General features: G+C 51.0%; 22 protein-coding genes. 17 read left to right on the top strand and 5 right to left on the bottom strand.

Translation table 11 applies throughout. From position 1 onward, the window contains the following. Both L691_RS0106290 and L691_RS0106295 read left to right on the top strand, forming a co-directional pair. The coding region (locus tag L691_RS0106290) for a DUF4832 domain-containing protein (RefSeq protein ID WP_025689451.1) at positions 1–1280 on the top strand (1280 nt) is incomplete at its 5' end. Between the two features lie 100 nt (positions 1281–1380). Then, entirely contained in the window at positions 1381–2919 is a 1539-nt protein-coding gene (locus L691_RS0106295) for a Ppx/GppA family phosphatase (RefSeq protein ID WP_025689452.1), read from the top strand. Here the strand turns inward: L691_RS0106295 and ppk1 are convergent. After that, the gene (gene ppk1 / locus L691_RS0106300) at positions 2858–4972 is read right to left on the bottom strand and encodes a polyphosphate kinase 1 (protein WP_025689454.1); all 2115 of its coding nucleotides are present in this window, start codon (positions 4970–4972) and stop codon (positions 2858–2860) included. The genes L691_RS0106295 and ppk1 overlap by 62 nt on opposite strands. A 346-nt stretch (positions 4973–5318) precedes the next feature. Between ppk1 and L691_RS0106305 the strand changes: the two genes are divergently transcribed. Further along, entirely contained in the window at positions 5319–5987 is a 669-nt protein-coding gene (locus L691_RS0106305; RefSeq protein ID WP_025689455.1) for a 3D domain-containing protein, read from the top strand. A gap of 177 nt (positions 5988–6164) precedes the next feature. Here the strand turns inward: L691_RS0106305 and L691_RS28050 are convergent, their stop codons facing one another. Further along, the gene (locus tag L691_RS28050; protein WP_232229113.1) at positions 6165–7079 is read right to left on the bottom strand and encodes a polysaccharide deacetylase family protein; all 915 of its coding nucleotides are present in this window, start codon (positions 7077–7079) and stop codon (positions 6165–6167) included. Between the two features lie 237 nt (positions 7080–7316). Here L691_RS28050 and L691_RS0106315 point away from each other — a divergent pair, with 237 nt between their 5' ends. The 7 genes from L691_RS0106315 to mobB all read left to right on the top strand — a co-directional run bounded on the left by L691_RS0106315 (position 7317) and on the right by mobB (position 12866). Further along, a complete protein-coding gene (locus L691_RS0106315) occupies positions 7317–8021 on the top strand; it encodes a dihydroorotate dehydrogenase electron transfer subunit (RefSeq protein ID WP_025689457.1) in 705 nt (234 codons plus the stop codon). Continuing rightward, positions 8014–8973, top strand: coding sequence for a dihydroorotate dehydrogenase (locus tag L691_RS0106320; protein ID WP_025689459.1), 960 nt, complete (start codon positions 8014–8016; stop codon positions 8971–8973). The genes L691_RS0106315 and L691_RS0106320 overlap by 8 nt, the downstream gene beginning before the upstream one ends. A 34-nt stretch (positions 8974–9007) precedes the next feature. Next, positions 9008–9346 carry a prenylated flavin chaperone LpdD gene (gene lpdD / locus L691_RS0106325; protein ID WP_025689461.1) on the top strand — a complete coding sequence of 113 codons (339 nt, stop codon included), beginning with the start codon at positions 9008–9010 and terminating at the stop codon, positions 9344–9346. Positions 9347–9424: 78 nt separating this feature from the next. Beyond that, positions 9425–10093: a PspA/IM30 family protein gene (locus L691_RS0106330; protein ID WP_025689462.1), complete on the top strand. Its 669-nt coding sequence runs from the start codon at positions 9425–9427 to the stop codon at positions 10091–10093. Positions 10094–10203: 110 nt separating this feature from the next. Then, positions 10204–10710: a DUF4178 domain-containing protein gene (locus tag L691_RS0106335; protein ID WP_025689463.1), complete on the top strand. Its 507-nt coding sequence runs from the start codon at positions 10204–10206 to the stop codon at positions 10708–10710. 207 nt (positions 10711–10917) lie between these two features. Next, the gene (locus L691_RS28055; protein ID WP_036735685.1) at positions 10918–12180 is read left to right on the top strand and encodes a molybdopterin molybdotransferase MoeA; all 1263 of its coding nucleotides are present in this window, start codon (positions 10918–10920) and stop codon (positions 12178–12180) included. Positions 12181–12239: 59 nt separating this feature from the next. Continuing rightward, the gene (gene mobB, locus L691_RS0106345; RefSeq protein WP_232229114.1) at positions 12240–12866 is read left to right on the top strand and encodes a molybdopterin-guanine dinucleotide biosynthesis protein B; all 627 of its coding nucleotides are present in this window, start codon (positions 12240–12242) and stop codon (positions 12864–12866) included. A gap of 147 nt (positions 12867–13013) precedes the next feature. Here the strand turns inward: mobB and xerS are convergent, their stop codons facing one another. After that, the gene (xerS, locus tag L691_RS0106350) at positions 13014–14096 is read right to left on the bottom strand and encodes a tyrosine recombinase XerS (protein ID WP_025689466.1); all 1083 of its coding nucleotides are present in this window, start codon (positions 14094–14096) and stop codon (positions 13014–13016) included. 152 nt (positions 14097–14248) lie between these two features. On the opposite strand from xerS, the gene L691_RS0106355 reads away from it, so the two are divergent. The 5 genes from L691_RS0106355 (at position 14249) to L691_RS31125 (ending at position 17647) form a co-directional block, all read left to right on the top strand. Then, entirely contained in the window at positions 14249–14758 is a 510-nt protein-coding gene (locus L691_RS0106355; protein WP_025689468.1) for a GNAT family N-acetyltransferase, read from the top strand. 183 nt (positions 14759–14941) lie between these two features. Next, positions 14942–15562: a TetR/AcrR family transcriptional regulator gene (locus L691_RS0106360; protein ID WP_025689469.1), complete on the top strand. Its 621-nt coding sequence runs from the start codon at positions 14942–14944 to the stop codon at positions 15560–15562. Between the two features lie 28 nt (positions 15563–15590). Next, positions 15591–16292, top strand: coding sequence for a hypothetical protein (locus L691_RS28060; RefSeq protein ID WP_051459311.1), 702 nt, complete (start codon positions 15591–15593; stop codon positions 16290–16292). Between the two features lie 166 nt (positions 16293–16458). Further along, complete coding sequence (locus L691_RS30575) at positions 16459–16932, top strand: flavodoxin domain-containing protein (RefSeq protein ID WP_025689470.1); 474 nt, start codon at positions 16459–16461, stop codon at positions 16930–16932. A gap of 382 nt (positions 16933–17314) precedes the next feature. Further along, positions 17315–17647 (top strand): ArsR/SmtB family transcription factor, encoded by a 333-nt coding sequence (locus L691_RS31125; protein WP_084653892.1) that lies wholly within the window; start codon positions 17315–17317, stop codon positions 17645–17647. A 265-nt stretch (positions 17648–17912) separates the two neighbouring features. On the opposite strand, the gene L691_RS0106375 is transcribed toward L691_RS31125, so the two are convergent. Then, entirely contained in the window at positions 17913–18755 is an 843-nt protein-coding gene (locus L691_RS0106375; RefSeq protein ID WP_025689471.1) for an aldo/keto reductase, read from the bottom strand. 172 nt (positions 18756–18927) lie between these two features. Here L691_RS0106375 and L691_RS0106380 point away from each other — a divergent pair, with 172 nt between their 5' ends. Beyond that, entirely contained in the window at positions 18928–19323 is a 396-nt protein-coding gene (locus tag L691_RS0106380) for a winged helix-turn-helix transcriptional regulator (RefSeq protein WP_025689472.1), read from the top strand. Positions 19324–19536: 213 nt separating this feature from the next. After that, a complete protein-coding gene (locus L691_RS0106385; RefSeq protein WP_025689475.1) occupies positions 19537–20877 on the top strand; it encodes a carboxypeptidase-like regulatory domain-containing protein in 1341 nt (446 codons plus the stop codon). 285 nt (positions 20878–21162) lie between these two features. Here L691_RS0106385 and L691_RS0106390 read toward each other — a convergent pair. Beyond that, positions 21163–21837, bottom strand: a 675-nt coding sequence (locus L691_RS0106390) for an MFS transporter (protein WP_025689476.1), incomplete at its 5' end; no start/stop codon positions are given.

The following is a 21837-nucleotide window of genomic DNA, read 5'->3' on the forward strand; positions in this document are numbered from 1 at the left end:
GAACCGTACTGCACAATCCGTATACGGGATTTACAGCGGACGCGCGCGACCCGGAGGGAGTGCTTCAACCGGTTACGCTTGTGCATGCCAATCTGACCTGGAGAGAATTGGAGCCGGAACCGGGAAAATATAATTTCGCCGGCATAGAAGAGACCTTTCACTTTCAGTACTGGAGAGAGCGAGGTGTCCGGTTTGTGCTTCGGGTGGTGCTGGATTATCCCAGGGCGGACCGTCATCTCGACATTCCGGATTGGCTGTATAAGGAAACCGGAGAGAGGGGAACCTGGTACGATCTGCCCTACGGAAAAGGCTTCAGTCCTGACTACTCCAGTCCTCAGCTGATCCATTCGCACCGGAAGCTGATTGAAGCTCTTGCCCAGCGCTATAATCATGATCCTGCCGTTGCCTTTATTCAGCTTGGCAGCGTCGGCCACTGGGGGGAGTGGCATACGATGAACTCCGAACCGGGCCGCATCCCTTTTCCGCCCCGAAGCATAACGGACAAGTACATAGAGCCGTATGTCCGCTTTTTCAGCGCCAAGCCGCTGCTGATGCGCCGTCCGACAGAGGCTGCAGCGCGTTATGGAATGGGGCTGTATAATGATGCTTTCGGCAAGCATGACGCGACCATTGACGAATTCCTGAGCTGGTACACAAGCGGCTACACCTCTTGGCTGACGAAGGACAAAGAGCCGGCCATGCGGGATTTCTGGGTGAAATCACCCAGTGGAGGCGAATTCTCGGGAGATCCGCGTGTCTTTTTTGCGGACGGGAATCTGGAAGAAACGATCCGGCAGGCCTGGCTGACCCATGTATCCTGGCTTGGTCCCTCCGCGCCTTGGGATGAGGAGCCCGGGGGCCCGCTGCAGGCGAATATCGACCGCTTTCTCCGCACCATCGGCTACCGCTTCGTTATCCAGAAGGCGGTCTATGAAGAAAAGAGAAAGCCGGGCGAGACGCTGCATGTCAAGCTGATCGTCGCCAACCGCGGAACGGCGCCCTTTTACTTCAAATGGCCGCTAGAGATTTCACTGGCGGACGAAGAAGGGAACGTCAAAGCTTCCGTCCGCAGCTCCACAGATATAAGGACCTGGGTGCCGGGCGCAAGCACAGCCGTCGTCCACCTAAATTTGCCGGCAGTGCTTCCGGGAGGGCGCTACACGGTGTTGGCTGCTATTCTCGACCCGGACAGCGGGCTGCCGGGCGTTGACTTTGCCATCAGCAGCCGCCGGACGGACGGGCGTTTCCCGCTGGGAAGCGTTACGATTTCCAACAATTAAGATTTGATTCGTTTAGAAAAATGTTAAACGTTTAAAATGTAAATATGTGCCCGGAAGATGTATAATTATGCTCAGCGATAAATAAAGGGGAAACATACTTATGAACAACAACCTTAGCCGAATCGGTATTATTGATATCGGTTCGAACTCCATCAGACTTGTCATCTATGAAACAACGCCTGAAGGCGGGTACCGGATTATCAAAGAATCTAAATATTCCGCCCGTCTGAGCGAGAAGATCACTAAGGAGGGCCGACTGGAACGCGAGACGCTGGAAACGATTGTTCCGGTCCTCCTGCAATTTAGAATGGTTTGCCGTGTATACGACGTGGCCCGGGTCCGCGTAGGCGCAACGGCTGCAATCCGGAATGCGGCCAACTCCGAAGAGATCACCGCGTTTCTCTCCGATGCAGCGGGGATGGAGATCGAGATCATCAGCGGGCACCAGGAGGCCTATTTCGGCTTTCTCGGCGTCATCAACGCCTTCGATGTCAATGACGGCTATGTCATTGATATTGGCGGCGGAAGTACGGAAATTACGCTATTTCAAAATCGGAGCTACCGAAACAGCATTTCCTTTCCATTCGGAGCGGTCAACACCAATGTGACATTCGGCAATGGAGGCAATTGGAGCGGGGAGCAGGTGCGCAAGCTGGAAGCCTTTGTCCGCGAGCATCTTGAAGACTGCGAATGGCTTCATACTGGAAAGGGGCTGCCCTTATACGGTCTCGGAGGGACGCTGCGGACGCTTGGCAAGATAGATCAGAAGGGGCGCAAATATTCCCTTCCTAATTCCCATGGATACACAATGTATAGCGAGACGATAAAAAAATTCATGGAGACGCTCCCCGCGATGTCATACGACAAGCGAAAGAATCTCGATGGCCTGTCGAAGAGCCGGGCTGACATTATCGTATCGGGCCTGATTATTTTTCACACCGTCTATCAGTATATCGGAGCCGGACAAGCCGTCATTAGCGGAGAAGGGCTGCGTGAGGGGATGCTGCACGATCTGCTGGAACCGGATCACCCGGTACGCGCAAGCGCGTTGGAGTACAGTCTCGGAACGCTGCTGCGTCTGAACAACGAGGCATCGGCCGATTTTTTAAATGATGTCCATAAAATCGCGCAGAGCTTATATAGGGCCCTCAAAGTCGAAGGGGATGCGAAGGAGCAGGAAATGCTCATCTATGTATCGGTCATGCTTTACCGCCTCGGAACCAATATTAATTATTACCAGTCCAAGCGGCATACCCGCTATTGGCTGATGAACTCGCCGATCCGGGGACTTACGCACCGTCAGCTCGTTCTGTGCAGCCTAATCGCGTCATACAGCACAAAAAGCCGGAAGCAGAAGCTGTCCACTGAGCATAAGGACATTCTTCTGGCCTCCGACGAGGAGTGGATACATAAGCTGGGTTCGCTTGTTCAACTGAGCGCGGCCCTGGATAACAACGAAACCGGAATACAGCAGCAGGTTAACCCCCGCTTGAAAGGGGGAAGTCTTGATATCCAAATTCTAGGCAATCAGCGGTCTCTCTTAAAGCTGGAGGAGATCGACGAAGCCCTCAAGGTATTCAGGAATGCATGGGGTCTGAAGGTAAAGCTTGAGCATATTTCCAGCTCTCCACATTCATAGCGGCGAACTGGCTCCGGAAAGGGGCCTTTTTGTCGTTTGGCCGCTCATAGTTGCCGTTTGGCAGCAGGAAGCTTGATTTCTGATTGTCCTTAAGGGACATCTCCAAAATCTGAAACACCTGTTCACGGGCTGTTTTATCCCGGACAGGGCACATTAACTCCACCCGGCGGGTCAGATTGCGAGTCATCCAGTCCGCGCTTGATAAATACACCTCAGGGTTTCCGCCGTTCTCAAAATAGTATATCCGGGAATGCTCCAGGAAGCGGTCGACAATGCTGCGTACCGTTATCCGTTCGCTAAGACCCGGAACTCCGGGACGAAGGCAGCAGACCCCCCGAACGATCAGGTCGATCGAGACGCCGGATTGATCCGCTTCGTACAAATCATCGATCACCTGCTGGTTGGAGAGAGAGTTCATTTTGGCGATAATACGGGCCGGGCGGCCGTTCGCCGCATGCTCGCTCTCCCGCTGAATCAGCTTCTTCAGCGAATTGCTCAAGCTGACCGGAGCGACGAAGAAGGAGTTCCACTCGCAATTGGCGGAATATCCCGTGATCTGATTGAACAGCTCGGAAGCGTCCAGCCCGATTTCGTAATGCGCGGTGAACAGACTGATATCGGTATACAATTTGGCGGTATTCTCATTATAATTTCCGGTCCCGATATGCACATAACGGCGCAACTCATTGCCTTCCTGACGCACAATCAGGGTAATCTTGGCATGGGTCTTCAGGCCGACCAATCCATATACCACATGGCAGCCCGCCTGCTCCAGCTTCCGGGCCCACGCAATATTGCGCTCTTCGTCGAACCTCGCCTTCAGCTCCACCACTACGGTTACCTGCTTGCCCGATCCCGCAGCGCGCGCGAGCGCGGTAATGAGCGGCGAATTGCCGCTGACCCTGTAAAGGGTCATTTTGATCGCCATGACCTGATCGTCCTCGGACGCTTGGGTAATAAAATCGATAAAGGACTCGAATGATTCGTAGGGATGATAGACCAGCACGTCGCGTTCCCGCAGCACCTCGAAGAAATCCTCGGTTTCCTCGAACTCAGCCGGATAGACGGGCTCGACTGGGGGATAGTTCAGGGAGCTCAGCCCCTTGAAGCCTCCGGTAAATTGGCGCAGAAATCCGAGATCGAGCGGACCGTCAATCTCATACACAAAATGCTCGGCTTCAAATTCGGCCTGCAGCTGCTCCAGAGCGTACGGATGAATGCCTTTTTGGACTTCCAGTCTGACCGGCGCGCCGCGCCGGCGCTTCCGCAGTTCCTTTTCAATCTCCTCCAGCAAATCCTCGGCGCCTTCTTCGTCAATGCTGAGATCGGAATTTCGCGTAAGCCGGAACTCATTGACGGCGACCGGATGATAGCCGCTGAAGAGCGTTCCGATATGGGCGCGGATGACATCCTCAATATAGACGAACTGCCTCCGCTTGCTGTTGGCACGATGCGGGAGAGGAATGCAGCGCGGCAGATTGGACGGGATTTGCAGGATGGCGAAAAAGAACTCTTCATGCTCTTTATGCTTTTTCGTCAGAACGACCGCAAGATAAATAAACAGGCTGTGGACAAGCGGGAAAGGCCGGCTCTGATCCACTGCCATCGGCGTCAATACGGGGAAAATGATATCCCGGTAATATTGCTCCACCGCGGCTTCCTGGGCGTTGGTAAGGTCCTCGTAATCGACAAGTATGATGCCTTCCTTGTTAAGACTCCGGGAAATATCCCGGAAGGTCCGGTATTGATCAGCGACAATTTTTCCGACACGCTTGTACAGGCGCTGGTGGAGGCCGGAAGGAGTATAACCGGTAAAGTCTTTTTTCGTATAGCCCGCTCGGATTTGATCCTGAATGCCCGCAACCCGCACACTGATGAATTCATCCAGATTGCTTGAGACGATGCCAAGAAATTTGGCCCGATCCATCAAGGGGGTACTCGGGTCCTGAGCTTCCCTCAGAACGCGGCGGTTGAACTCAATCCAGCTCAGATCCCGGTTCAGATAAGCGGCGGATGGACTGCTGTGAATGTTGTTTTTCTCTTCTTCGCTCATGACTCCTCCAAATTCATAACCAATGGGTCGATTCTGGTGATATCCTCTTATTTTAACATACGGTGAAAACAATGTATTAATCTCCTTTTTTGATGGATACCAAGGACGATTCCTATTTATTTTACCTTCTATGGCAGCTTTGATTGTTAACGCAGTGTAAAATATATTGGATGTGCCGTGCATTTCAATTAAATATTTCAAAGTGGTAACAATTACAAATGAAATGGTTACAAAATTGTGATATATTAAAAAATGTCGGAGCTGCCGGATGCAGCAATAGAACAATGGCCGACGATTGTATGAAATACATAAACGCTTTTTCGTGAAGGAAGCAGAGGAGGAAGTTATGAAGTTCGGAAAATCATCGATACAATCCGCCTTCGCCATTTTGGGCCTTGGAGCGTTGTTGGTCGCTTCGCCGGCGTATGCGGACAGGGTACATGTTGCAGGGAATCAGACGACATTTTATACGGTATCCAAAAAATACGGCGTGGACGTAAGTACCTTAATCAAAGCGAATCCGGATATTGATCCGCTTAATTTGTATCCCGGTCTGAGACTGGTGATTCCCGATCCGGATTCGGACGCATCCCCGGCTGCAACCAGGCTGCAGGCGATGAGCATACCCCGGGCGGTACCGCTGGCCGCAGAGACGGATTCGAAGACGGTTGAGGCATGGGGGAAAACCTTTAACTATGAAAAAACGCTGCAGGTTAAAGCGACCGCCTATTCCTCCGCCGCAAGCGAGAACGGCCAATGGGGGGCCGTTGATTACTTTGGCAATCCGCTGAAGCTTGGGACGATCGCCGTCGATCCGGCTGTCATTCCGCTGGGAACGAAGGTGCTGGTGACAGGGTATTCTCATCCCGGCCTGCCGAAGGAGGCTTTTGTGGCAACCGCGTCTGATAAAGGAAGCGCCATACAAGGCAACCGTATCGACATTTTCATACCCGGAAGCCAAAGCTTCGTCTCCGATTTCGGTTACCAATATGTGCAATTGTATCTGATTAAATAGCGTATTATTTAGAAACAAAGTCAGGCTGGCAGGCCCGCTTTGTTTCTTTTTTTGCAATATTTAAGAAATTATAAGCTGAGCTCTTATCATTTTGTCTTATATTTCTACGAGAAACGGTGCCGTCCCTAAAAGGACGGCGAAGCCGTTTCTTCTTGTCTAAATGAGCTGCTGCTCGTTCTATTTCTGTTCCGGCACATTCAGCATCTCGGGTACGGTGACAAAGGTGTATCCTCTGCGCCGGAGCGTTTCAATGACATCGGGCAGCGCCTCAATGGTGCCTTTCAGATTGCTGCCTGTACCACCTCCGGCATGCTGAAGGATGATCGACCCTTTACCGGCATGCGACAAAATATTGCGCTTAACCTGCTCGCGGGACAATCCTTTCCAATCCAGAGAGTCGACATTCCAGTTAACCAGCTTGTAACCTTGGGCTGCGGACCATTTGAGCTGCTGTTCAGTTATTTCGCCGTAAGGGGGGCGGATTAGGCGAGGTCTGAATCCGGCTATTTTATTGATGATATTTTCCGCGCGTAAGATTTGGGAACGGAATTGACGCAAGCTTAGTTTGGTGAACTGGGGATGGTTGTAGGAATGGTTGCCAATGCTGTGCCCTTCGCTCACGATGCGTCTAACAAGCGCGGGATGCTTGGCCGCCCGTTTTCCTACTATGAAAAAAGTGGCTTTCACCCGGTACCTCCGGAGGACATTCAATATCTGCGGCGTGAACCTGGGGTCCGGAACGTCGTCAAAGGTGAGAGCGATCTCTTTGGTTCGGGGGCCGTTCGTCTTGATGGCGTTCGGGTACTTGCGGATGAGCTGTCCGAGAGTCAGCGGCGCGTAAGCGGGTTTGCTGGCCGGTTCCCGGTTCCGGTTCCGGTCGAAGTCCTTTCCATTCGCTGCGGCAGGGCATTCCAGAGAATCTCCGGCCGTCCCGGCGTCGCGGCACGCGATCTGGCTTCCGCCGGTTTCGCTTTCTGCAACCGCTGCTTCTGTTCGCGTAACCGAATCAGGCGAGCAGCCTGCGAGACAGCAGATGAATGCACAAATAAGGCCCAAAATGATCATTCTGGCACAGCGGGCATTAATCATCATCTTGCGCTCCTTTCAAATCCAGACATTAGTACGTTTGTTATTCCACAACCGGGAGCAAAACATACTAACTCCTACACCCGTATTCATTATTTCTTGAAGCTTCCAATCTGTGTATACTGTTAATAACGGATGCTCGCGGTTCTCGAAAATAAGATCACTAATTGTGAAGAAGATCACAGATTTTACTGTGCTTCTCAGGCATCTTTAATAAGATAAAATTTTAAGGAGCTTGATACAGTGGGGACGGTTATAAGTAACGAGCGGCTGGCGGATAATGTTTACCATCTCCGGGTGAGCGGAGATTATGGCGGCGAGATGGGCCAATTCTACATGCTGCGGGCGTGGGGAGCCTATCCTGTCCTGTCCAGACCCCTGAGCATACATCAGGTGGAAGACGATGGCATTGAGTTTTTGTATCATGTCGTAGGGGAAGGCACAGAGCTGTTCGCTCAGCTGACTCCCGGTGACTCCATTAATCTGGAAGGACCTTTCGGCAGCGGCTTTCCGGCTGTTACAGGCCGGGTTGCGCTGGTTGGCGGGGGCATCGGCATCGCGCCGCTGCTGTACTGCGCCAGGGAGATTCCTGGCTGCGACGTATACCTTGGCTTCAGCCGCGAGCCTTTTCAGACGGAGGAGTTCCGCCCCTATGCGGCAAAACTAACGGTCGATGTCGGCGGTATTATTTTGGACAATGTCGATTTTGCGGAGTATGACCATATTTTCGTATGCGGACCGCATCCGATGCTTAAAGCGGCCCAGCTTAAAGGGATCGCCGCGGCTACCTCGGGAAGTCCGGTGAACGTGTATTTGTCGCTGGAGAACCGCATGGCCTGCGGAATCGGGGCATGCCTCGTCTGCAGCGTATCCTGTAAGGACGGGCAGCGGAAAGCCTGTGCGGACGGCCCGGTATTTTTGGCGGAGGAGGTCGTATTCCATGATTAGAATCGGAGATTCTTCATCTAGAAATACGGAACTCGATTTGAGCACCCGCATTGCCGGCGTCACGTTCAAGAACCCGATCGTCATGGCTTCAGGAACCTTCGGCTTCGGCAAGGAATATGCGAAATTTTATGACGTGAACGAGCTCGGCGGCATTTCCGGCAAGGGGCTGACGCTTCAGCCCAAGGCGGGCAACCAGGGGACCCGTGTGTACGAGACGGCATCAGGGATGCTGAACAGCGTCGGGCTGGAGAACCCGGGAGTTGCCGCTTTTTTAGACAAAGAATGTGCGTACTGGGAGACGCTGGACACCGTGCGAATCGTGAATCTGGGGGGAAATACCTTCGAGGATTACGTCGCCGGAGCCGAGCAGATTCAGAAGGATGCTGAAGCCCGCAGCCGTAAAGCGGTTGATATGATTGAGCTGAACATTTCCTGCCCGAATGTAAAAGAAGGCGGAATCGCCTTCGGCATCCGAACCTGTGACGCGCGTGAGCTGGTGCGGGCCGTCCGGCAGGCAACGAGACTGCCCCTGTCAGTCAAGCTATCGCCGAATGCGGAGGATATCGCCGATATGGCGATCATGTGCCAGGAAGAAGGGGCGGACGCTGTCTCGCTTATCAATACAATCTCCGGAATGAAAATCGATGTGCGGCGCCGGCGCAGCGTGTTCAACAATCTGTACGCAGGGTTGTCCGGTCCGGCTATTAAGCCGATTGCGCTGCGAATGGTGCACCAAGTGGCCCAAAGAGTGGAAATACCGGTCATCGGCATGGGCGGAATTTCCTCCGCGACGGATATCATTGAATTCATTATGGCGGGAGCAGCCGTGGTTCAGGTGGGCACCTATAACTTTATGAATATGCGGGCAGGCGAGGACTTGCTTAGAGACCTCCGTCAGTTTATGATCGAAGAGAATATAGCTTCTCTGGATGAAATACGGGGTATTATCTAAGCAAACGGTTAATAAAATAGGGGAGGGAATGCCCGTGTCTTCGGGAGCCTTTGATCCGGGAGATATCCTGTTGTCCGAAACAGCGGTGGGACAAGATATTTTGCTGCTGATTACAGGCGGAGTCCGGCATATCGGCGCTGCCAGCACCGCTTATCCGGGCGGGAACGGCGTTTCGGCGGCGACTTCGGCCGTGCCCGGGCATAAGGAGCATACCATCAGCGAATCGGTCGCTATTAGAGTTGCCGAAGCGCTGAACAGAACGGTAACGGTTGTCATGGGAATTCATTACGACGATCTGTCCAAAGAACAAATCGCACAGGTGGTAGAGATTGTAGAGCGCAAGGTGGAACAATATTTGGCGGACAAGCTTTAAAAAATGAAACGCGCCCGCTTTTTCTTGCGTAGAACATATCAACGAGCATTTATAAACCATCTTTTGGAGGAATGAACCATGTCGATTTTTAAAAGATTGCGCGATTTAACCTTATCCAATATCAATGCAATTATTGACAAAGCTGAAGATCCGATCAAGATGACCGACCAATATATCCGTGATATGACAGAGGATCTGGAGGATGCGGAGAAGGCGGTAGCCGCCCAAATCGCGATCGAGAAGAAATTCAAGCAGCTTTACGAAGAGCAGGAAGCGCTGGTGAATAAGCGCACCCAGCAGGCGCATACCGCTGCGCAGGCAGGCAACGTCGACCTCGCCCGCCGGGCTCTGGAAGAGAAGAAGACCGCCGAAGGCAAGCTGACGGAATATAAGACCAGCTACGACCAGAACAAGGCTTCCGCGGACAATTTGCGGGCGAAGCTGGAAGAAATGCGCAAGCAGCTTAATCAAATGAAGAGCAAGCGCGAGACGCTGGTCGCCCGCTATAACGCTGCAAAGGCACAGACCGAAATCAATAAAGCGATGAGCGGGTTCAGCTCCGATTCCGCCACTGCCGGACTGAAACGGATGGAGGAGAAGATGCTCCAGGCCGAAGCGCATGCGGAGGCGAGCAACGAGATGAGCGCTCAGGGCAAATCGCTGGACGACGAGTTCGCGAAGCTCGGCAAGGACCAGGCGGTCGAAGACGAACTCGCCGCCTTGATGAAGCAATACGAGAAACAATAACGGGAACTCCCGCGAAGGTTAGCGGTCCGGGTATACAGGCGGAGGAGAGACGGCGGCGCCGTTTCTCCTTCGTTTTGTACTGACGTGTTCATGAGAGGGAGGATACCTTGATGAGTATATGGAAGCGTATTGGCAATTTGTTCGCGAAGGATGAACCGCCGCTGCGGGAAAAGAGCATGCTGCAGCTGGCGCCCGGTGATATTTGCGAAGTCTCGCTCGTCACCTACGAGGTGACGGGGCGCGTAAGCAATTTCAGCCGGAATGCGGCACTGTTGACGCTGCGAGATGGCACGGCAATCGCTTATTTGCATATTGAGCAGAGGGAAGAGCTGCGATATGCGCTGTATAAGGCTATTGACGGCCGCATGGACAGTCTAACAGAGGTTCCCGCCACGATGAACTTGGATGATATTGTATATTATCTGGAGGAAGAGTATGAGGGCCATGTGTCGGTTTCCGGACAGACCTCTTTTATGAACGCGGGCGACCAGCATGTATGGCAGTACCAGTCGGATGAAGGGCAACTGCTCCGGATCGAATGGCAGAACGGGCGGTTTATGCTCTATGAGGGAGAAAAAATCATTCCCGGTGACGTGAGAGTCATCCGGGGCGTGTAAGCGCCAGAATCAAAAATGGAAAGTTGGACACAACGATAAGCAGGAATGCCATTGCGTATTCCTGCTTTTTCTATGTCTATGCGGTCCATGCATCGGCTGCTGGGCTCGGAACATTAAATTCTGTGTGATACAATAAAGCGAGAAATCTAGGCTTGGTAATACTTAGGCGGTTATATGAGATTGAGAACAGAATCGGGAGGAACAGTAATGGCAAACCGGGAATCAATGGACAATAAGTTTGGGCGGAAGGCGCTGCAGGTACAGGATGCTCAGAAGAGAATCCTGGCTTACGCCACGCGGCTTGAAACCGAGACCGTTCCGCTTGAAGAGGTTCAGGGGCGATATTTAGCGGAAAATATAGCGGCTCCCCATCCTATCCCTGCGTTCAATCGTTCGGGAATGGACGGCTATGCTGTAATCGCCGCAGATACAGAAAACTGCCGCGAAGGCGGGATCGTGTGGCTGAAAGTAGTTGACAATATCCCCTGCGGCTCGGTGCCGTCCGGGACGATTATCCCCGGAACAGCGGCGCGGATTATGACCGGAGCGCAGGTTCCAGAGGGCGCCGACGCTGTCGTTATGCTGGAGGCGACGGAAATCCGCGAGCTTGACGGCATCCCCCATGTCGGTATCCGCAAGCCGATTGCAAGCGGCCGCAATGTTACACCGCAGGGGTTGGAAATAAGCGAGGGCGAGACCGTATTATCGGCTGGCCGTAAGATTGCGGCAGGAGATATCGCCGTGCTGGCGACGTTCGGCATATCCGGCGTGCCGGTTATCCGCAGGCCCAAGGTCGGCGTATTCGCTACAGGCAGTGAACTGCTGGATGTGAAGGAGCCGCTTCAGCCCGGCAAAATCCGCAACAGCAATACCCCGATGCTGGAGGCGCTGGTTAGAGAAACGGGGGGCGAGCCGGTAATGCTTGGCGCCATTGCCGACGATCTCGATCTTGCCCGCAGTAAGGTGCAGATGGCTCTGGAAACTTACGACCTGGTGATTACAACCGGAGGCGTTTCGGTCGGCGATTATGATATAATGGGCGACCTGGTGCGCGAAGAAGCGGGGGACATGCTGTTCAACAAAGTCACCATGCGCCCTGGCAGCGTCACGACGGCCGCAGTGCGGGGCGGCAAGATGCTGCTTGCACTCTCCGGAAATCCCGGCGCCTGTTTTGTCGGCTTCCAGCTGTTCGCCCATCCGGTCATCACTAACATGCAGGGGTCGGCGGAGCCATTCCTTCCGGAGTGGACGGTGATCCTTGGCGCCGACTATTCCAAGGTCAACAATTATACCCGCTTTGTGCGGGCCTGTCTGGAAGTGCGCGACGGGAGCGTCTATGCCTATCCTGCCGTAAACGACGAATCGTCTGCCATGGTTACGATCAAGGATAGCGATTGCCTGATGATCGTGCCTCCCGAAGAACGCGGATTGACTGCCGGGACGAAGGTACAGGTAATTAAGCTGCCATGAGGAGGTCTCTGGGTAGCAGGGAAACGGTCTTAGGCAGAGGATTTCGGCGGTCCGGGCGGTTGAGGCAAACTCCCGCATCCGTAGCTTTGCCCATTTCCGGCGCTCATGCGGGCTCCCGAAGCGGTTATGCGGACAGGAGTGGGATGAGCGGGACCTCATCCTTCCGGCCTGCGGTCTGCCAGGTTGCCGGCTACAAAAACAGCGGCAAAACAACGCTTATTTGCGAATTGATCCCGCTGCTTAAAGCCAAGGGGTGCAGCGTTGCCGTCATTAAGCATGATGTCCACGGTTTTGAAACCGACCGTCCGGGCACCGATACGTGGCAGCAGCGGGAGGCGGGCGCCGGGGCGGTTGCCATCACGGGGAAAGAACAGTCTTTTATTTTTGAAAAGAGGAGCAGAGAGCTGGCAGAATTGATACAGGCTTTTATGCATTACGATTATGTGCTTGTGGAAGGCTTCAAGGAGGAACCTTATCCCAAGATCGTGCTGTTACGGAATGAAGCGGATTTGGAGCTGGCTTCACGGCTAACTGGAGTAGCGGCGGCGGCAATTTGGGGAGAACTTCCTGGGTCCATCGCGGAATGTCTTCCGCCTGGGCAGCGCTGGTTTGGAATCAACGATACGACCGCAATCGCCGAATACTTATGGCGGGAACGAACCTTTTTTCAAAATTTCAATATATGAAAAATTCACAACAATAGAAACCGCATAATCCATCATATCATCATATCCGCAAAATCTGCAGCTGCTAAAGACCCCTGCAACCGTTCATCGAGCGGAAAAAGGCGGCTTTTCGCGCATCCCGCAGGATACGTGAAGCCGCCGATTGTGTCACGATTCGATCCGCCGCTCAATGGCATCGGACATCGTCTTGTCGGTCAAGTGGGCATATACCTCGGTCGTCTCGGTGGAAGCGTGCCCGAGCTGCTCCTTTGTTTTATAAATGTCGTTCTGCAAATAATAGTCGGTAGCGAAAGAGTGCCGCAGCTTGTGAACGGTTAAGTAGGGCTTGCCGAACCGCCTGGCGTACTTGATGATCATGGCTTGAATAGCGCGCTTGGTCATCCGCTTGCCCTCCTGGCTGCCGTTGGGCTTCGTCACGAACAGCGCTTTTTCCTTCTTGGGCGTGTTGTAGCGGGACTGCCGGAGGCTCAAATACAGCTGCAGATCATCCTTGGCCTGCTCGCGAAAATACACAGGCGTCTTAAAGGTCTCGTCATTATGGCCTTTGCGGAACACATACAGCAGCTTGTTGTTCAGATCCAGGTCATCCATATTCATATTGACGATTTCCGATACGCGCAGCCCCGAGTTGAGGATAAGACCTGCAATGCAGGCATCCCGCTCGCGGTTTAATTGAAAAGCGTAATACGCCTGCTTATTGTCTTCCACATCACGTCCATAGCCTTCAAGGATGTAGCCGACAAATTCGAGCAGCTCATCCTCCTCCAGTATTTTTCCTTTCAGCCTGGCCGCGGTATCCTTCGGCTTGTGAATGCGCTTGATTTCAACTTTGGCCATGATATTGCGCTTCAGCAGGGGATAGAAGTTCTCGTCTTCGGCGATCTGGCTGAGGTAATGAAACAGGGAGCGGAGGGAGGACAGCTTCCTTGAAACGGTAATTTTTGAATTCGTCCCTTCCGTTCGGGTGGTCAGGTGCAGGCGGTAGCCGACAATGCTGTCCATGTGGAGCGTCTCCAGGTCCAGCAGCGTAATTTCCGCATGGCTTCCGGCTTCCGACAATCCTTCCGAGCGCAGCCAACCGAAAAAGGATTCATAATCCCGCACGTATTCCAGCAGGGTGGAAGGAGAGAGGTCCGGCAGCTTGTAATCGATAAATTGCTGTACGAACCAAGGCATCGACGGCAGCTTTTGCTCCAGATGTTTGCGGTCGCTCTGTTTTTGAATGCTCATGAGGTCACCTTTATTCACAGATTCTTTGTTCTGCCTACTATTTTATCATGTTCCGATTGGATTTTCTTGTAGCTTCCCGCCTTGCTCCGGAGGGTTCAAAGTTATATCATGTGAAATAATAGCAAAAAAAGTGACACGCAGAGGTGAATCCCTTGGAACTTGGACTCGAACTCGTTCCTGCCGAACGGAAGCAGATTATCAGCAGACTGATGCAGTTCTATCTGTACGACTTCACACGATACCTGGACCTGGATGTGAACCTGGATGGGGAATATCCTGCATATCCGGGCCTGGAAGCTTACTGGAGCAGCGGCCATAACAAATATGCTTATCTTATTACATGCGATAATCGTCCGGCAGGCTTTGCGCTCGTTGACCGCCTGCTGCGAAGCAGCGAAGGACAGTTTTACATGACGGAGTTTTTTGTTATGCCTAAATACCGCCGTTCCGGCGTCGGAACATGGGCGGCGCATCTGCTGTTCGATATGTTCCCGGGAGATTGGAAGGTATCCCAGATTCGCGCCAACTCGCCTGCCCGCACCTTCTGGCACAGGGTGATCGGCGATTATACGAACGGAGCTTTCCAGGAAAAATTCAATTCGCGTCAGGGCAACCCGAGCCAATATTTCAGCACCCTGAACGTCGGCAGGGTCAATAAATAAACAGACAGGAGCAGGTACGGCAATCTGGTATTCAACCGGGTTGCCTTTTTTCTGTTCAACAAGCTTACACATGCGAATGCGTTGGGGAAAAAGCTCATTGACAGCAATCCGGGCAAACTCTATACTGAACGGTGTTCAACATACTAAACACTATTTAACGACAATTGAAAGGAGGCTCGAGCCATGAAGAAACGCCAGGAGCGGCAGGAGCGTGAGCGGGATGAGATGCGGCAGGCTATTTTGGATGCGGCTGGCCGCATCGCGGCGGAGGAAGGGCTGGAGGGCTTGTCCATCCGGAAGATTGCGAAGCACATCGAATATTCGCCGGGCATTATTTATCATTATTTCGCAGGCAAGGAAGCCATAATTGAACAGCTCCTGGAGCACGGCTATCTGGAGATGGTGTCGGACCTGAACGCTGTTAGTGCTAAGGAGACACGGCCGGAGCTTGTATTCGCGCAGACGATGCGGCGTTATATAGAGACTTCGCTTGCGGACGGCGTCCGTTACCGGGACATTATGCTTAACGAATCTCCTTCTGTTCTATCCCATACGGCTGTGCTGTTTCGCGGGGCTGCGTCGCAGCGAGAGGCGCTAAACTTGCTCTTCCGGCTGCTCCGCAGCTTCGAGCATCTGAAAGAGAAGGATGAAGATGATCTGGAGCGGACGGCCCAGGTGATCTGGAGCGGGGCATTTGGGCTAATCCTGCGTCTGACGATGGAGAAGGACCTTCCTGTGGAACAGAAAGAACGGTTAATCCATCATTATCTGGAGACGACGCTGATTATGATCGGCCATTTATAAGAAACGGGCGGAGGCGTTAGGGAAGCTGATGAAAAATGGAAGGATCGTATTATTTTTGTCCATGCTGATCATCGTGCTGGCGGCAGTTGCGGCGGGGTATGGTCTATTATCCGGCGGCGGAATGGGCAGGCAAATGTTTACTTCCGTAAGGGGAGAACAGGTGGCGCTCGATGGTCGTGGTGTGTATCAATACGACTCGGTATCCATGGCGGCGCAGGCAAGAGGTCAGGATGCCGTCACCCTGTTTGCGGGCATACCGCTGCTTGCGGTTTCCGTGACGCTGTCGGTGAGGGGAAGCTTTAGGGGAAGACTGCTGCTGATCGGGACGCTTGGCTACTTTTTATACACGTATATGTCCTACTCCTTTCTATCGTACAATGCCTTATTCCTTATCTATGTGGCTTTAATGTCGTTAAGTCTTTATGCCTTCATATTAACGATGGCCTCTTTCGACTACAACCGGATTTCCGGGCATTTTGGGCCGGGTCTTCCCGTTAGAGTGATCGGAGCTTACCTGCTGTTGATAGCTTTTGCCGTGGCGATGCTCTGGCTGGGTAAAATAGCGGGTTCGCTTACTTCGGGTGTACCGCCGCAGGGCTTGGAGCATTACAGCACCTTGGTCATTCAGGCCATGGATCTGGGTATTCTCGTTCCAAGCTCCGTTCTGGCCGGAGTGATGCTCATTCGCAAGAATCTTTCGGCTATCTGCTCGCATCGGTCGTCATTGTGAAGGCTATGACATTGCTGACTTCCATTTCGGCTATGCTGGCGGCAATGGTTTGGGCGGGGGTATATATATCTCCGGTGGAGATGATTCTGTTTCCGGCTTTTAATATCGGTATGATCTGCTGCATGGCCGTCTTGTTGAAAAATGTTCGCAGAGAGGAAGATAGCCCATGAAAGCCATTATTCTCTATACTTCACGGCATGGCTGTGCCGAACAAGCGGCTCTGGCTTTGCAATCGCGGATGGGAGAAGGGGCGGAAACCGTCAATTTAATGCATACTCCTCTGCCTTCCTTAGCCGGATTTGATACTGTGATTTTAGGCGGGTCCATTTATTACGGGAAAATCCAGAAGCGAATGTCCGAGTTCGTAGACCGGGAGATAACAGCTCTGGCAGACAAGCGAATCGGCTTGTTTATTTGTGCGGGTGAATCGGAGGATAAAGCCGGGCTGGAGCTGCTGCGTTCCTTTCCGGAGAGCCTGTATTTGCAAGCCAAGGCTGCGGAGGTGCTGGGCAGCGAAGTGAAATTTAGCAAGCTGTCGCTTGCGGAGAGGCTGGTCTACCGGGCGGTGACAGGCAAAAGCGGCGACAGAGGCGAAATATATACGAACCGGATCGATCATTTCGTTTCCAAGCTGCTGTGATGAAATGCAGACACAATTACGAAAAAATCCGAATGTCAGATTCGCTGTTACCCTGCTGACTGGGGCTATCGGAGGAGTCTTGTTCAAGCTGCTGTGCCAGCCTATTCCTTGGCTGCTTTCCAATGTGACAAAAGGTATTTGGTCTGGTCGTGATCTAAACAAATCAAAATAATGCAGGGGTTTATTTCGAAAAATAGGAAGGAGGGCCACAAGGTGGTTGATGTCGAGGGACAAGAAACGGTACTAATATAGCGGTTTTTTTGTTTGGGTCTTCGGATTTTATGGTGTAGACAAAATCAAAACATTTCACTTAAAAATCGGAGAATATGGTGGTATTTTTCTAAAGACTTGATATGTAGCAATATCTTAGTACAATGGTTTTATGACTACTCAAAAAATAATAAATGATGAGCTCAGAGTCAAAATATTTAAGGCGTTAGCTGATGAAACAAGATTGGACATCATACGAGCTCTATACGCCAGCAAGAAGGAGATGAATTGCGGAGAAGTAGGACACATACGCGATACTACGAAATCGAATACTTCGTATCACTTGCGTACTTTAAAGGAGGCGAAATTGATCAAGGTACGAAAAGAAGAAAAAAATGGAACAATACGGTCAGCATATATCTGTAGAGGAGTCTGTACATGGAGAAATGGTCTTATTGGACGCGGGACATTATTTATATCGTTCCCATCCAAAAGAAATCTCTGAAAAAATAAGGGATTTTACGAGCGGAATAAAATAATTATATAACATTTTCTTAGTTGATGATGTCATGCATAACATAATAAATATTATGTAAACCAATTGAAGCGATCCAAGATCCATTAAAAGTTCTGCTACAGAATATGTAAGTATAGGATGCATCGCTTAATCTGTTCAAAATTCATCATATGAAAAATTCAGAATAGAGTTCATGCGGATATTAAAAAACCCCCGCCTTTTCAAATGCTAAAAGCGGGGGGCAGCTAAGAAATCAGAAATCAAAGTTATCCGGGTCGGGGCCAACGCGGCGGTTTTGGTTCAGGGCATCGATTTGGTTCATCTCATCCTGGTTCAGCTCAATGTCGAAGACCGAAGCATTTTCAATAATGCGATGTTCTTTGGTTGACTTTGGGATGGTAATGACTCCGTGCTGCAAATCCCAGCGCAAAATGATTTGAGGGACCGATTTACCGTATTTTGCAGCTATTGCTTGCAGAAGCGGTTGAGAGAGCAGCCCTCCCTGCATTAAAGGTGCCCACGCCTCCAGCTGAATACTATTTTCGCGGGAGAATTGAAGCAGCTCTTTTTGTGAAAGATAAGGATGGAACTCCACCTGATTCACCATAGGCTTAATTTCGGCGTCCGCAAATAAGTCCTCCAGATGATGAATTTGGAAATTGCTCACTCCGATCGCTTTAACACGGCCTTCTTTGTACAAAGTCTCCAGCGCTCTCCAAGCTTCTTTATATTTGCCCGCTACCGGCCAGTGAATGAGATAAAGATCGAGATAATCAAGACCCAGCTTGCTCAGGCTCGTCTCATAAGCGGCCAGCGTTTCGGCATATCCTAGATCGGAATTCCAGACCTTGGAGGTTATGAACAGATCTTCTCTGGAAAGATTGTTCTCGGAAAGAGCTTCGCGAATGCCTTGGCCGACGCCGCTCTCATTGCCGTAAATCGCGGCTGTATCAATGCTGCGATACCCGTGCTTTATTGCCGATTTTACCGCTTCAACCAGCTCTGAGCCTTCCTCCACTTGAAATACGCCTAGTCCGAACCAGGGCATTTGAACCCCGCCTTGAAGTGTTGCTTTGCTTTGCAGGTTATCTATCATTCTTGAAATCCCCCTATAGTTATTTACATTCTCTCCATTCCAGTGTGGTAATTACCGGCCGATAGTGTTATTATGTATCCAACGATTATTATTGAACAGTACGTACTTTTAAGTACTATAGGTACTTTTTAGTTCCTAATCAAGACAATTTCTTTATGGAGGCAGATGAACAATGACTCAAAAGAAATATAATATTCCGGTGGAAGCAACCCTTGAAATCATCGGCGGGAAGTGGAAATGCGTTATTCTGTGCCATCTTACGCACGGTAAGAAACGGACGAGTGACCTGAAGCGTCTTATGCCGGGAATCACGCAAAAAATGCTGACCCAACAGCTCAGAGAATTGGAAGAACACGGCATCGTCAACCGAATCTGCTATAACCAGGTTCCGCCCAAGGTGGAATATGAGCTGAGCGAGTACGGCTGGAGCCTGAAATCGATTCTCGATTCACTCTGCGCATGGGGGGAGAGACATATCATCAAAGAATACGGCGACAAATTCGCGGTGCTGGAAGAAAATATTTTGAATAAGCGTGAGGAGAAAGTATACAGCGAGCCCGTCCTTTAAAATCTATAGTCGCTACAATTATAAAGATTAGTCAGCCGTCCATTTGGGCGGCTTTTTTAATGGGGTGAGACATAAGCCTTTGATCGATCCTAAAGTATACATAATAATTATTATGTTAACTAAAGGTATAGTGTATTTTTTTATATTGATATTTTTGGATTATCGTGGAATAATTCGATATGTAATTTATTACATTTTCTGGGAGATGATTTGATGTACAAGAAGGTCATCATGGTTGGTGCATTATTTTTTTCCACAATACTTAGCGGGGTTTCATCAGCACAGGGTGTATCGGTCCCGTCAATTCCTCAGGTAAATCTCAGTACTAATGCAGCAGAGAAAATTTCCGCAGAGAATGTCCGGAACATCAGCAAGCTGAATATCGCGGAGGCCGCTAAGCCTAAAGAGTCAGCTAAAGGTGCATTACAAGAACGACAGCTGCATACATCCGCTGTTCAGGCTACATACAATGATAATCCGAATAACGCGTTAACTATAGGTACCGGACAAGTATATTATGATTACATCACTGTTGAAGGCGGAGAAAAGTGGTATACCTTCCAGACGACTACGGCGGGCAAACTGACTGCTATTCTCCAAACTGTGCAATCTGCATCGGTCGACTATGATCTGCATTTGTACAGACTTGACTTGGATACCTATCAACTTGTAGAAGAATACGCATCTACTTATGGTCCACAAATGAATGAACAATTAAGCCGGATTGCTCCAGCCGGCATTTATTATCTGGCTGTAAACTCCTACGCAGGATCCGATGATACCAACCCCTTCTATTTTGAAGTCTTGGAGTCCCCTACTTACGATAATGCAGAGCCGGATGATAATTACGCCTATGCTAATGTGAAGACCGGTGCATTTCAGGTAAGCCAGACCATTGACAACGATTTTGATCAAGATTGGATTAAATACACGGTTAGCGCCGACAAACAATTTACTATATCATTTACCAACCCGGCCGCAGGCACAACATATCAGGTTGACATTTATAATCAGAACCTGAGCTTGCTGGGTACTATTACACAGAATACAAGCACAGACTTTAACATTAGCGCCGGCACCTATTATTTCAGAGTCATCAGCCTGTCCTCCTCCAATGCATCACAGCCGTATACGCTTAGTATTGGCAGTAAGGCAACTCAGGTTACTGTAAACAATGTCGCTTCAGATCCCGGTGTATCCGGAAAAGTAAACTACGGCTACGGTTCTAAATACCGGATCAAGAACTACATCACTGTATCCGGAGTGGCCAAGGATTCCACCGGAGCGGCAGCAGCCTATGTTCCGATCACTGTCGTCATTCAAACCACTATAAATAACAAAGTATATTCTGCGGCAACTACAACAGATGCCAACGGCGCTTTCACCGCTTCCATAAATAATATTCAACCGGCTTCCGGATTCTATAGTTATGATAACTGGGTATCCATTCACTATTTCGACATCATTCCTTTACAAATCAATTCAAATTCCACTTTAAGTTCCAACGAAACCTCACTGTATCATTTTGCTTACTCCATCTACAGCCCTCATTAATAATTAAATTCCTTCCCACACAAAAAATAGCCTGTTGCACGTCAACAAGGCTATTTTTTGTACGTTCACAACCCCTGTCTTCTGCGATCAATTCCGTAATAATCGGTTATCATCTACTTATCTCATTTCACCATATGAAAAATTCATAATAATAAAACCAATCACATCCCTTGCCACTCCGTCAAATCCCAAACATTCATCGCACCAACAAAACATCCAGAATAGAAAAAAGGCGCCGCAAGGGCGCCCCGTCCGAAATACCTCTTTCAAAATGTTGATCTATCGTCACCCTATCCGCTCATTGTATTCCACCGTATGTATTTTAGAGGAACGTTCTTGCTCCGCCAGACGGCGGTGCGCAGTCAAGAGAAAGGGCAGACCAAGCGCAGTCATGAGAGCCAGCGGGATGAATATTGCGGGTCCGTGATTCGCACCCAACTGATCAAGCAGCAGGCCGCCGAGAATCGGAGCCATGACGCTGCCTATACCGTTGAAACCGATGGTCCCGAAGTAGGTCCCTTTCCATTCCGGCTTCGCGACCCGGTCGATCAGCATGTCCATCATCGTGAACAAGAGCACTTCGCCAATCGTGAACAGCACGACGCTGAACATAAGCAGAGGCAGGCCGCCGGCCAGACCGAACAGAATCAAAGCTGCCGAGACGCATACATTGCCGAGGATCAGCGGGACGACCGGCGGAAAATGGCGGGTAGTCCGCACAACGGGATATTGGACGACGAGTACCGTAATCGCATTTAACGACAGCATGTAGGAGAAAGCTTTTCCCCCATCCGCAAAATGGGTGTTGAGCGCCAAATACTGCGCCAGCGTCGAGCCGAAGTGGCCGTACCCCAGCACGCAAAAGATTGTACCTAGCAGGATCGGCAGAAACACGCGGTCGCGGCTAGTTACGGCGAGCGCTTCGCGCAGCCGAGGGGCCTTGGATACAGAACGAGCCGG

The organism is Paenibacillus zanthoxyli JH29, assembly GCF_000520715.1.
Lineage (GTDB): Bacteria > Bacillota > Bacilli > Paenibacillales > Paenibacillaceae > Paenibacillus_AQ > Paenibacillus_AQ zanthoxyli.